The organism is Niastella sp. sgz303648, from assembly GCF_059587045.1.
The window spans coordinates 13,907-28,262 of sequence record NZ_JCAPSW010000007.1; the positions used below are offsets into that span (position 1 = coordinate 13,907).

Annotated in this window: 5 protein-coding genes; 2 read left to right on the top strand and 3 right to left on the bottom strand. The window is 44.7% G+C overall.

From position 1 onward, the window contains the following. Positions 1 to 67: 67 nt before the first annotated feature. From AC59IL_RS20555 to AC59IL_RS20565, 3 genes are read right to left on the bottom strand one after another with little or no spacing between them, the layout of a single operon-like run. Positions 68 to 1,339, bottom strand: a complete 1,272-nt coding sequence (locus AC59IL_RS20555; RefSeq protein ID WP_496554071.1) for a DUF4959 domain-containing protein — start codon at positions 1,337 to 1,339, stop codon at positions 68 to 70. 28 nt (positions 1,340 to 1,367) lie between these two features. Further along, positions 1,368 to 3,302, bottom strand: a complete 1,935-nt coding sequence (locus AC59IL_RS20560; RefSeq protein WP_496554072.1) for a RagB/SusD family nutrient uptake outer membrane protein — start codon at positions 3,300 to 3,302, stop codon at positions 1,368 to 1,370. Between the two features lie 11 nt (positions 3,303 to 3,313). Continuing rightward, positions 3,314 to 6,610, bottom strand: a complete 3,297-nt coding sequence (locus AC59IL_RS20565; RefSeq protein WP_496554073.1) for a SusC/RagA family TonB-linked outer membrane protein — start codon at positions 6,608 to 6,610, stop codon at positions 3,314 to 3,316. Positions 6,611 to 7,042: 432 nt separating this feature from the next. Here AC59IL_RS20565 and AC59IL_RS20570 point away from each other — a divergent pair, with 432 nt between their 5' ends. Beyond that, positions 7,043 to 9,262 (top strand): hypothetical protein, encoded by a 2,220-nt coding sequence (locus AC59IL_RS20570; protein WP_496554074.1) that lies wholly within the window; start codon positions 7,043 to 7,045, stop codon positions 9,260 to 9,262. 175 nt (positions 9,263 to 9,437) lie between these two features. After that, a complete protein-coding gene (locus AC59IL_RS20575) occupies positions 9,438 to 13,583 on the top strand; it encodes a hybrid sensor histidine kinase/response regulator (protein WP_496554075.1) in 4,146 nt (1,381 codons plus the stop codon). Positions 13,584 to 14,356 lie beyond the last annotated feature (773 nt).

Consider the following 14,356-nt stretch of genomic DNA (forward strand, 5'->3'; position numbering starts at 1 on the left):
GATCGCTTCGCGATCTATAAGAACGCTAAGAAAAGGCTTAGCGCCTTGGCGCCTTGGCGAGAACAATTCATTTTTTCTGCCCCCATACCGACAACTCCATCAAATGAAAAAATCCTGTATAACCGGTGATAGAACCCCAGCTGTCGATGTTCTTCCATCCTATGTAACGAACAGGGGGAAGATTATTGGGAAACTCAAACTCCTGTCCATCATTAGCAGCATCCAGATCTTCATTCGAGTTCAGGCCAACCTCCCATCCCGAAGGTTTGGTCATTGTCCATTCGCCCAGTTTAACCCAGCCAATATTCGGATCGGTATTGTTGGCGCCTCCGGCGCTGCCGGCGTTGGGTTTATTGGTACCCCATATTTCCCAATGATGCGGATTGCCATGATTAAATGAATATCCTGCCGGCCGCTGCCATACTTTAAAACGGCTTAAAATAAATTTCGAAGCACCGCTTTTATCAAGGTCAATAGGTATCCATAGCGGCAGGTCGTATTTTTCTTTGGTATGAAACATTGAACCAACATTGCCATCGTACAAATATTTCATCGGGTAGCTGCTTGAATAATCTACCGCATTTGCCATCGGAAATCCTGAATTGGGAAGCGGATCAAACTGTGGAATGTAATTGGCATAAGTGGTTCTTACATCATTGAATTTGGTTTTATCAAGCGCTTCTTCATAAACAGGTGTTATTTTAACCTGCAGGGTGTCGCTGTGATTATCCCACCGGTCTCTTACATAAATACCCCATGTGCGTTCTTTGGGCGGAAATCCTCTTATATTAAAAGCGCCCTGCTTCATACTCGTATAATTAAAATCAACGTGCTGCCAGTCGCCTACCGAATCAAGCACCAAAACTTCAAACACAATATTGGCTGAGTCAACATTTGTGTATTTCACATTAATGCCGCCAAAGGTTGAATCTGTTTTTAGCGATTTGTATACATTAACGATGGGCGGCGTTAACGGCTTTACTTTTATCGAAACCGGTTCAGATGCCACTTCACTGCGGGTTACGGCATACAGCCACACTTCCCGCTCAAGTGTATCGCCAAATCCTTCTACCAGTAATTTGTTTTGATACATCGATGCCTTTACTTCTCTTTCAACGCCCTTCAACTGATACATTGCTTTAACGTATAACAGGTTTTCGTTGCCGGGCAGGGTGTATTTAATCAAAGCAGCCCCCGGCAAATTGGTTACCCCAACATTACTTACAGCACCTGGCACCGTTCCATCTTTTGAAAGCGGATTTCTTTCATCCTTCTTACAGGCTATACCGGTAATGAGCACCAGCAGCCAGCAGTATATTAATATCTGAATGTTTTTCATTGTACATAGTTTTAAGTGTGAGCCGGTATTACCACCCGGGATTTTGCACCAGCTTTTTGTTTCGCAGCAATTCGTCCTGGTCAATGGGCCAGAAATAATCACGCAGCTTAAATGTTTGGGTGAACAGGGTTACCGGTTTGTAATATCCGGAAGGATCTTGCTGCTCGGTACTCCATCCTTTAACAGGCGCGTTCAAAACAATATGAGCTTCTTTCCAACGTCGCAGGTCCCAGAAGCGTTGTCCTTCAAATGCCAGCTCAATCAAACGTTCCTGATGAATAATATCGCGCAGGCCGGTTTTGGAAGTGTATTTCGCTCCCTGGTTCGAAAAATTTCCCCACGAATATGCTACGGTGGGCAGACCGGCCCTTTCTCTTACTGCATCGATCCATTTATATGCTTCTGCACCCGGACCGTTCACTTCGTTCAGCGCTTCGGCATACAGTAAATACAAATCGGCCAGCCGCAATTCGGGCCAGGGATAAGCATTTTGATTACTGCCGGTAACATTGCCATCGGCAGCGGCTACAGTGCTCATATTGATAAGCTTTTTAATCCAGTAACCTGTAACCGAAAAATTACTTACACCCTGCCGGGCTGCATATTCAGCCCTTCGTGCTTTTACATAAAGCATATTCGTCATGGTATAATTATTTATCCAGTTACCGAACCATATACCTCTGTCGAAGGCCAGGTCGGCATAAAAGCGCGGTTCCCTGTCGAAGTGCAGTTTTACTGTTTGTTCATTTTTCTTTACATAAAAAGTATCGTCGCCTGTGGAAGTTTTTAACTGAAACCGGCCGGCATAATCCCAGGTTTTATCTTCTGTGATCGGAACACCGTTTTTGGTGTAAAACAACTCGGCCATTTTTATAGGCGGCGCCAGAATACCCTTGGGACCACTGCCGCTGAGCGCGCCACTGGCCAAAATGGGCATGGTCCATCGTTGTATATCAGTAGCGCGGCTCGATGTATTGGCCCATATCACTTCGGTATTCAGTTCTTTTTCGGTTGCAGCCATGCGTAAGCCTATCTGCGTTTTGAGTATATCGTTTATTACCCAGCCGGGATAAAAAGTGGAATTAAACCGTTGCAACGAGTAAAAATTAGTGTGGCAAAATTCAATGGCTTCTTTACAGGCCTGCGCAGCCACTTCCCATTTTTTGGGGTCGGCAACCGGATTGATGAGTGGTACCCCATCCTTATCACCTGATTTAACAGATATAAAATCGGCATTGCCATTAAACAACGGACTGGCGGCTGTTACCAGCACCTTTGCTTTAAGCGCCAGTACAATCGATTTGGTAATTCGTCCCAGTTCCGTTCCTTCGGTGCCAATTATTCGGGCAGGAAGCGCATCGTAGGATGCAGCTTCATCCAGCAATTGAACAATGTAACTAAAGCAACTGTCAACATGTTCCCGCTCAACCTGCACTACTTCGGGCTCGCTTCCTACGGGTAAATTTTCTCTTATTATAGGAATGGGGCCATACAGGCGAACGAGATAAAAATGATAGTAGGCTTTCAAAAAGGTAACTTCTGCTTTCCATCTTTCTCTTTCTGTTACCTCCATATCTTTTACCTTATCGATATTGGCCAAAAAGATGTTGCAGTCTCTCAGTGCCGTAAATAGTTTTATTCCCTGGTTTTTTCCTGTCCAGAAACTTCCCAACGGATTGCCGGTATTCTGCAGCCCGCGGGCAATGTTCCAGAAATCGGCATCCACATCTTTGATCGGGTACATATACCAAACTTCATCACCGGCATTAAAAGCAGGGTTATCGTCCATATCGCCGTGCTTGGGCATATACGAATAACAGGTAAACAAAAATTTTTCTGCCGTGCTGCGCAAAGTAAATGCATTGTCGATGGTGCCTACCTGATCGGGCACTACATCGAGGTATTTTTTACAGGAACCGCCTGTTATTGATAGAATCGAAACTATAATGAGTATTTTTTTCATTGGTTATTTTTTTAAAGTGATACCTGAATTCCAAAGTTGATCACCTTTTGAATGGGGTAGTTCAATCCGTTACCGGCCAGTTCAATATCCCATAATTTAAATTTGCTGAAAGTCACCAGGTTGGTACCGTTTGCATATAACCGCAAATTGTCGATGTGAATTTTGCGGGTATATTTCTGCGGCAGGGTATAACCAAGCTCAACCTGCTTCAGGCGCAAAAAGGCACCGCTTCGCATAAACCAGGTACTTTGCTGACTATTATTGCTATTCAGACTTGAGCTCAGGCGCGGCCACAGTGCATATAAATTGCGGTTTTCTTCTGACCAGTGATCATCGGCATATGCTTTCAATAACTGGTTTTGCAGCTGGTAGTTTTTAAGTTCATCCGACTTATACCGGTACGATACAAACGGAGCAGTGGCTTCAACATCGATCCAGAACGAACGCCGGGCCGTTCCCTGAAAGAATGAGGAAATATCGAAGCCTTTGTATCTGGCCGAAACACCAAAACCATAGGTTATTTCGGGCGTAGTAGGATAACCAAGAGGCACCATATCGAGCTTATCAATAACGCCATCGCCATTCACATCATGAAACTTTATATCGCCGCCCATGGTTTCGCCAAAAGTTTGTGTAGGAGAATTTTTCACCTCTTCATCATCTACAAACAAACGCTCGGCCAGGTAACCCCATTCCTGTTTTATAGGATAGCCAACCTTATTCAGGTAATACATGTTATCGCCGTAATGCAGTGATTCATTTTTATCGAGCCGGCTACGGGCATATGTAAAGTTGCCCCGCGCCTGCACCAGAAAATTTTTCCCGAAGTTTTGCAGGTATTCAACCGATAAATCAACGCCTTTACCGGATGCTTCGCCGATATTGGCCTTGGGCGGATTGTCGTCTAAGTTCACCTGCAAACCCAATGTGTAGGGAATATAGGTTCGGCCCATTAATATGTTATAGCGTTTTTCGGTATAGTATTCTGCAATAATTTCCCATTTACCAAACAACCCCAGCTCCAGGGCATAATTGGCCTTGCGCGAAGTTTCCCAGGTAATGTTGGGGTTTTCGTACCGGTTAATGACAATGGTATTTCGGGTATAACCGCCATCGGTGCCAAAGGCAGGATTATTGGTTGTGTTATTTAAATTCACATCGCTCAGGTAATAAAACCGGTCTTCGGCGCTTCCGATTGCATCGTTTCCTACAAGACCGTACGTGGCCCTTAACTTTAGTTTATTGATGGCGGATTTATATTGGTCGAAGAAATGTTCGTTCGAAACATACCAGGCCATACCAACAGATGGAAAGAAGCCAAAGCGTTCGGTTTTATAAAACCGTTCCGAGCCGTTATAACCAAAATTAAATTCGCCATAATACCTGCTGTCGTACGAATAGGTAGCTCGTCCTGAAACACCACTGTTACGGTATGGCAGCGACTCCTGCAGGGTTTTGGTTTCTCCTTCCTGCCTGCTGCGCGCGGTTACCACAAGCAATCCGCTCAGTCCGTGTTTGTCGAATGTGCGGTTGTAATTGATGGCGCCTTCAAAATAGAAGTTGGATGTAACTGTTTTATCACCGGCTTTCGGCTTTCCCAGATAATCTGTTCCGCCCTGGGGAACAGCATCTTCGTTTGTTACCGGATCGGGATTAATAACCGCTAAGCGGTAGGTATTGGCATATTTATCATAATTGGTAGCGGTGTAATAAAAAGGATTGTAATTGCGTGATACTTCAAAGTACGAGGCTCTGTTGATGTTGGTAAAAGCCCTCATAGAAAGCCCTTCTGTTAAAAATGAAAGATCCTGTTTTAATTCAAATTGTGCCGACATCAGCGACTTGTTATAATCTTTGTACCCCGAAACCATGTCGGCATATGGATTTAAATAATTTCCTTTTTCGTAATTGCCAAACATGATGTGGTTTACAAATTGGGTGGCTGAGTCAACGGGAAAATAAGCAGGATATAAAACCGGGCTGGTACGCATTACCTTTCTATACAAACCCGTGCCGCCGTCGATAGGTCCGTTGTAATCGTCGAACGTGCCATACAGGCGTACCATTACATCGGTGGTTCGGGTAACCTTAAGGCCTACGTTAGAACGCAGGTTGTATGTTTTAAGGTTGATGTTGTTATTAAAGTTATTACGTTTATCTACCCTTAATATACCGTTGTCCTGCGCAAAGGAGCCGGCCAGAAAATAGTTAACGATCTGCCCGCCCCCGCTAACACTAAAATTGCCCCGGCGGTTGGCGGCATGATCTTTAAATAACATCCCCATCCAGTCAACCGCAGGAAACATATATGGATTTATACCCAATTCGGTGTTGTCGATCTTACTTTGCGAATAGGGAAGCGATCCCAGCGGATTCCGGGTTAAAACCGACTCCTGGTGCAGCTTCAGGTAGGTAACCGGATCGGCCAGCTGCACCTTTTGGGTGGGGCGGGAAACAGAATTTTCGAAACGAACATACACTTTTGCTTTGCCCTGCTTTCCTTCTTTGGTAGTGATTAATATAACGCCGTTGGCGCCACGCGCTCCGTACAGGGCGCTGGAGGTGGCATCTTTCATAATCGAAAAACTGGCAATTTCATCAGGCTGCAACCGCGCCAGATCAGTGGCCGTATATTCAACGCCATCGATCAAAATCAGCGGAGAGGTTTTATAGCCAAACGTGGTAACGCCGCGAATAAAAAAATCGGCATTATCCTGACCCGGCTCTCCGGTTGTTTGATAAGCGATGATGCCGGCCAGCCGGCCTGCCAGGGCAGTAGTAAGATTGCTCGAAGGCACTTTCAGGTCTTCGGGACTGATGGTTGTAACCGAGCCCACGATATCTCTTTTCTTTTGCTTTCCATACGCCACCACAACCACATCATTCAGTGAATTGGAAGCGCGCTTCATCAGCACATTGATCACATCTTTGCCCTTTACCGAAAATTCCTGGTTGTCGAAACCAACCATACTAAAAACCAATACCGCTTTTTCATCGGGCACCGATAAAATGTATTTGCCGTTCAGGTCGGTGGTAGTACCAATGTTCGGAGCGCTTTTAACCGAAACCGATACGCCGGGCAAAGGGCCCGAAGAGTCGGCAACAGTTCCCCTTATTTCATACGCAACGGGTGAAGCAGCGGGGGCGCGGGAAAATGATAACCCTCGTGACAAAGAAGACGAAAGAAAAAATTGAGGAGCAAGTGCAGATGGAGCTATTGCATGTTGTGCATAAGCGCCATACAGGGTGGATAAAAAACAGCAAAGCACTGTCATCCACCGCGCGGGGGCGTGGCAAGTTAGTTTCATAATCGTTAGTTTGGCAGCAGTCTTTAAAGACCATCAAATTACTATAACTGTAACCCAAATGCACAACGCTATTGGCAATACATTAAACTATTTTAACAAATTAACCCCGTAGTATAACCGGTTAAATCATACACAGGTAGTGCTTTTTGTTCATCTGTTATGAATTGATTTGCAGAAAGGCCAATAAAACATTTAGATAACCGTTATATATATACTTATATCAGTAAGACAATTACTGCCGATTTGCTATTTGCACATATCCGTAAGTGTTTAGCATTAAACTATTCTAAATATTCCAGTAATATTCAATATTTCGGGGCATAGAAAGCTTTTATCTGTGCATGGGTAAATTAATTTTACAGCAAACCCTAATATCCAAATCAGGCAACCTACGCATCTTAAGCCTGTGGAATAACCCAACACTTGTACCCAATGAAAAAGTACTATGTATTAGTAGTATGCCTCATTGTATTACAGCTTAAAACGATTGCACAGCTGAACAACGGAGGACTTCATGCGCTCTTTGGCGTTGATGCCGATACAAAAGCCGGGTACCTGAAATATGGTCCTGCCACCGGCACTGTTACCAGCGACGATTGGTTTTCATCTTCTACAGCTTCGGGCCATAATGTTATAGATACATCTAATGCGGCTACTTACAAAGCATTACTGCAGGCAAATAATAATATCTGCTTTTCAAAACGCATGTCGATGCCGCTGTATTCGAACATCAGCGGAAAAATATGGCTCGATGCGGTGTATACAAGAGATTATATTGCCAACCCTACCGACACAACCACTTTTACAGGAGGCAATAAAAACGGAGATGATCCCGGTAACTGGCATGGCGTTGCATCTTCTATTCCCAACAAAACCGATCTGGTAGATGTATTTGCCCATATGCGGCGCAATGGCAGCAACGTACATGATTCGCTATGGTTTTTTACAGCAGTGAGCACCCTCGGCACTTCGGGAGCCAGGTATTTTGATATAGAGTTGTACAAAAATCAAATCAGCTACAATAATACTGCCGGCACATTTAACAGTGGTGGCCCCAATGCAGGACATGTGCAATGGTTGTTCGATGCTTCGGGTAATATTACACAAACCGGCGACATGATCGTTGCAGTAAGTTATTCATCGGGCGTTCCTACTGTAGAAGTTCGCATATGGATTAGTAATACCACCTATAATACAGTTACCCCTGCACTATTTAACTTCGGCAGCAGTTTCGATGGTTCTACCGCCTCGTTTGGCTATGCATCCATTCTTTCAAAAACCGGTACTACAGCATTTGGATCGGGCATCGCCAATTTGTCGGGCACACCGGCAGCAGATACTACCTGGTCTACGCCGTGGGGCTCGCATGGCATTGGTAGCGGCGCCCAATGGGAACAGCAGTACCAGTCGTTGCAGTTTATTGAAATCGGGTTGAACCTTACGCGCATCGGCATCGACCCGGCGCTGTATTCATCTGTGTTGAACTCAGGCGCCTGCCAGTCGATTTTCACTTCGGTATTTTTTAAATCAAGGTCTTCCCCATCCTTCACTTCAAACCTGCAGGATTTTGCAGGGCCTTTTAGTTTTTTGCAGCCGCCGGTTCTCGATTACTCACTGACGGCCCCAACGCTTTCGTGCACCAACACAACCGGCACCATAAATGTATCAAATAACACCACGGCAGGTTACTATACATGGAGCACCACCAATGGAAATATAACCGGCAGCAGTGCAAATACTGCACAGATCAACCAGCCCGGCACCTATATTATTCAGGCTGCGGTGGCCGATGGTTGTCCCGTAACAAGAACCGATACGGTACGGGTAACCACCGATACCTTTCCGCCCGTTGCGTCTTTTTATGTTTCCACTACGGCCGACATGGCCCATTTTATTTTACATGGTGGCAATGTAGCTGCCAGTAATTATATGACCTCATTCGGCGGGTCGCAAGGATTGCTATTCAACTGGAGCGGACCAAACGGTTTTACTTCAGCTGTTCAAAATCCTGTCACAGATACTACCAGAGGCACCTATCAGCTAATCGTAACCGAAACCAGAAACGGATGCAAAGACACCGTCACCGACTTTTTAAGTTTTGCTGTTTTGTCACCGGTGCGTATTACGCTGAGAGCAGCCCCGGTAAATGGCAAAGTAGTATTATGGTGGAATACGCCGAACAACACGCAGCCAGAAGCCTTTGAAATTGAAAAAAGCACCGGAGGGGCCTCTTTTATAAAAACAGGATCAGTAGCCGCCACGCAAACCGGCATCAATACCGGATTTTCATTTACCGATATCAATTTTGCTGCAGGCACGGCTACCTATCGCATAAAAATGATCACAGCCACCGGGCAATACTTTTACAGCAATACTGTAATAATTGAACAACCGGCAACCACTACCATTTACCTGGCCGAAAACAATCTGTTGGGAAAACCACGGCTAATTGTAAATACCTGTGAAACCGGTAAGGCAACGGTAGTGATGCGTGATGCATCGGGCTCAGGCAGTTATTCAAAAAACATAGTATTGCAAACGGGTCAAAATACCATTGCATTGCCGGGCAGTGAGCACTATATTAAAAAACTGCACGTAGTTTCATTATACATCAATAACCAGCTACGATTTACGCAACAGGCCATTTTTTAAAAAATACAAACTATCCTGTAACACTTTACCTGCAATCATGTAATTGATACATACGCCACCACCTGAGAATAAGCAAAGCACTGTAAGGCACGTTATACCGGTTCAAAAATAAAACCGGGTTTAAAGCCCGATGGTTTAACCAGTTAGAGATCCATCTATGAAAATCACCGGTAGCTTGCTATTTATCTTATTGCAAAGCAGTTGTTTTTTTGCCTTTTCGCAAAAACAACCGATACAGTTTGAACACCTCGAAACAAACACGGGTCTTTCGCAAAGCAATGTTACCTGCATTTTACAGGATAGTCGCGGGTTTATGTGGTTCGGTACGCAGGATGGACTGAACAAATACGACGGCTATCACTTTACAGTATACAAGAACAACCCTTCGAACCCAAACAGCATAAGTCATAATTATATTAAAAGCATTGTTGAAGATGCTGCCGGCAACCTTTGGATCGCTACCTGGGGAGGCGGCCTGAACCTGTTCAACAGAAATAAAGAAAGCTTCACTCATTATAAACATAATGCAGCCAACGCCAACACCATTGCCGACAATTTTATCAACTGCCTGTTGCAGGATGCCAATGGCAATTTATGGATGGGCATGCAAACCGGCGGTTTAGATATGCTGAACCCCAACAAAAGCCAGGTAAAGCACTACACCTTCAATAAAAATAACCCCGCAAGCTTAAGTGATAATTTTGTAGTAACTGTTTTTGAAGACAGCCGCAAACGCCTTTGGGCAGGCACCTTGAACAACGGGTTAAACCTGCTGAACAAAACAACAGGAACATTTACGCGGTTTACTCATCAGTCAGGTGCTGACAACACCTTATCGAACAATTCGGTTTGTGCAATTTTTGAAGACAGTCGTAACCAGTTGTGGATCGGCACCAGAGGCGGCGGCCTTGATATGCTTGATGCCAAGACCGCGGCATTTCATCATTATAAAAACAACCCGGCCAACAGTAATAGCTTGCCAATCAATGTTGTTTTTTCACTGGCCGAAGACGATGCCGGCAATTTATGGATAGGTACAGAGAACGGAGGATTGAGCATTCTTCATTTGCAAACAAAACAGTTCGACAATTATTTACAGGACGATATAGACAACCAGAGCCTTACCAATAATTCAATTTATTCGGTGTATAAAGACAGGCAGGGCAATATGTGGGTGGGCACTTACAGCGGAGGTGCTAATTTATACACCAAAAGCTATCACCCCTTTGTTCACTACCGGCATACCAGTTCGCCCAATAGCCTTAGTCATAATAAAGTACTTGGGTTTTGCGAAAGCGCCAACGGCAACATATGGATAGGTACCGATGGCGGCGGTGTAAACCGGTTTAACCCGCATACCAGGGAGTTCACCCATTATAAACACCAGCCGGGCAACCCTAACAGCATTTGCAGCAATGTAGTGATTTCTTTGGCCGAAGACAGCGAACGTAATATCTGGCTGGGCACCTGCGAAGGAGGAGTTTCCCTATTCAACGAACGAAAAAATACATTTACCCATTTCAAACACGATGCAGCCAACCCAAACAGTTTGGCTGGCAACAATGTGTGTAGTATTATACAGGATGCAGACCAGGAAATGTGGCTGGGCACCTATGGTACAGGATTAGATCGTTATACTAAAAAAACAGGCCGCTTCACCCATTACCGCCACAGCAGCACCAACAGCAATAGCCTCAGCAACGATCGTATTCAAAGCCTGCTGCAGGACAGTAAAGGCTATATATGGATAGGCACTTTTGAGGGCGGCATCAACCGGCTCGATAAAAAAACAGGTACCATAACCCGTTACCAGCATACCGAAGGCACCAACAGCCTAAGCGATGATCATATAAACTATTTGTATGAAGATAAACAGGGTAATATATGGATAGGCACCTATGCTGGTTTAACTTGCCTGAATACAAAAACCAACCGGTTTACGGCTTATACAACAGGCGATGGATTACCGGGCAATATCGTATGCGGAATTACCAGTGATGATAAACAAAATATATGGCTCAGCACCAACAATGGGTTGTGTCGCTTTAATCCCATTACCAAAAGCTGTAAAAATTTTTCGGTTGCTGATGGCCTGCAGTCGAACGAGTTTAAAGGCCTTTCGACATTAAAAAGCCGTTCGGGCTGCCTGTATTTTGGCGGTGTAAACGGGTTCAATGAATTTTTTCCCAATAGTATATTAAAAGATCCATTTGAACCGCCGCTGGTAATAACCGGCTTTCAGTTGTTTAACAAAGAGGTGCCTGTTGCCGACAGCACCATGCAATCGCCGCTTGTAAAGCCCATCAGCGAAACAACCACTATTACCTTACCCTGGAACAGTTCGGTGATCAGGTTCGATTTTGCTTCCCTGAATTATACCAGTAAAGAAAAGCAATATGCATACCGGTTAAAAGGGTTCGACAAAAACTGGAATTTCATAGGCGCCCGCCACGCTGCCACTTACACCAACCTCGACCCCGGCAAATATGTTTTTGAAGTAAAAGACATGAATAATGAAGGAGAATGGAGTACACGCACCGCAACCCTGGAATTAACCATACTGCCACCGTATTGGATGACATGGTGGTTTAAGACATTAACAGGCATCATTTTATCCGGTAGTATATTTCTTTTATACCGGCGTCATGTTCACCGCATCGAAAAGCAAAACATCGCCCTTGAAAAAGTGGTAAAACAACGCACCCTGCAACTGGCGCAGTCGATAGAAGAAGAACGAAAAGCACGCGCAGATGCCGAAAAAGCGCGTACCGAAGCAGAACAGGCCAATAAAGCAAAAAGTATATTTCTGGCTACCATGAGCCACGAAATACGCACGCCGATGAACGGCGTTATCGGCATGGCCTCGCTGCTGGCACAATCACAACTGAACAGCGAACAGCGGTCCTATACCGAAACCATACAAACCTGTGGCGAAAACCTGCTCACCGTGATCAATGATATTCTTGATTTTTCGAAAATAGAATCAGGAAAGATGGAACTCGAAGAAAAGGAACTTAATCTTCGAACCTGTATTGAAGAAGTGCTCGACCTATTTGCTCCCAAAGCAGCCCTGACCGGTATTGACCTTGTTTACCAGATCGAATACAACGTTCCGCAAAATATAACAGGCGACAATACACGCCTTCGGCAGATACTGATCAACCTCGTTGGCAATGCCATTAAATTCACTCATACCGGCGAGGTGTTTGTACGGGTATACCTGATGAATTATAAAAACAATACGGTACAACTCGGTTTTGAAGTGCGCGATACCGGCATTGGCATACCGGCCGATAAACTGGAACGCCTGTTCAAAGCATTTTCGCAGGTCGATTCATCAACCACCCGCAAATACGGCGGTACCGGTTTGGGATTGGTGATCTGCGAAAAGCTGATTGAACTGATGGGCGGTTATATTGAAGTAGAAAGCAAACCTGGCCAGGGATCGGTTTTTGCCTTTACCATCAACGCCAAAACCGCAGTGAATCAGGCATCATTATGCGACACAATTGCCAACCTAAAGGATATTCAGGGCAAACGGGTGCTGATCATCGACGACAACGATACCAACAGGAAGATATTAAAACTGCAACTGGAACAATGGAATCTGCAACCGGTAATTGCCGCTTCGGGCAAACAGGCGCTGGAAATGCTGGCCGCAGACCAACAGTTCGACCTGGTGCTAACAGATATGCACATGCCTGAAATGAATGGCGTTGAGCTGGCTAAAAACATAAGAAGCCGGCAACCCAATCTTTCTATTATGCTGCTCAGCTCGGTGGGCGATGATCTTTGCAAACAACACAACGATCTGTTCAATTCGGTTTTAACAAAGCCTGTTAAACAGCAAACGCTTTGCAAATACATTCTCAGCAACTTCAGGGCGCCGGTGAATAACATGGTCGGAAAAGAAACAAACACCGACAATTCACTTTCTATTGAATTTGCCGGTCAGTACCCATTGGAAATTTTGCTTGCCGAAGACAATCCTTTTAACCAGGCGCTGGCCACTGCCATATTGGGTAAATTAGGCTACTCCTACGATACGGCAGAAAACGGTGAGGAGGTATTAAACAGGCTTTCGGAAAAAGTGTATGATGTAATTCTGATGGATGTCCAAATGCCTGAGATGGATGGCCTCGAAGCTACGCGCCTTATTCGCCGGCAACATACAAACCGGCAACCGGTTATTATTGCCATGACGGCAAACGCAATGCATGAAGACAAGGAAGAATGCCTGGCTGCCGGCATGAACGATTATTTAAGCAAACCCATAAAACCCGGTGATGTGGTTACGATTCTTAAGAAGTGGGCAGGATAAGCTGGGGCAATTAACTGTTAGCAACTGGCAGTAGCAATACATAGTTAAATGTTACAAGTCACAGGTTTCAGGTTACAATGTTACCGGTTCCCAGGTACCCGGTAACCGGTAACATTTTCTAAAGTACCTGTAACCTGTGCCTTGCAACCTGCAACTTGCGCCCTGTGCCTGAACCCTGAGGCGGGAACTTTGTTACTTGAAATATTAAGGGCCACCTTTCGATGGCCCTCATACCCCTCCGGGCTACTAATCATTTTTACCTGGGAGGAGTTTTAACTTTAAGGATAAGGAAGGCAGGTTTTGATAACCAGTACATGCATACGCTTCGTTCATGCTTTTCACGGCTTTCTTCTAACTCTTTTGTCGACTCCAAAATACTGTGTGTGTGCAAGCATAAAAATCGTTTTGTAATCAACATCCAGTAAACTGCTTATCTTATACAACTCGGCTAACGTAAACTGATCAACGTGAGAAATTAATCTCGTCATCCGGTTATTGTTAGTGCCCAGGTCGTGAGCCATGATAGTCTTCGGTATATGGGTAAAGATTTCCTTGAATTCGGTTATGTGTTTACCTTCAATCAGTATTTTTACAGCTTTATATCGTGGATCTTTTTCCATCTTCCAAAGAAAAAAACAAATTCGAATTGAAAAATCACAAAGGACAGATTGTACTTTTTTTGTTATAACATCGCCTTTTTTGTGTCGCAGTTATAACTTTTTTAGTTACAAATCTTATAGTCATTATCCCCCTTCCATTTGTTACCCAAACCC

Excerpts from the sequence above, each read along its gene's own strand:
- AC59IL_RS20555 (WP_496554071.1), bottom strand. The coding sequence starts at position 1,339 with ATGAAAAACATTCAGATATTAATATACTGCTGGCTGCTGGTGCTCATT.
- AC59IL_RS20560 (WP_496554072.1), bottom strand. The coding sequence starts at position 3,302 with ATGAAAAAAATACTCATTATAGTTTCGATTCTATCAATAACAGGCGGT.
- AC59IL_RS20565 (WP_496554073.1), bottom strand. The coding sequence starts at position 6,610 with ATGAAACTAACTTGCCACGCCCCCGCGCGGTGGATGACAGTGCTTTGC.
- AC59IL_RS20570 (WP_496554074.1), top strand. The coding sequence starts at position 7,043 with ATGAAAAAGTACTATGTATTAGTAGTATGCCTCATTGTATTACAGCTT.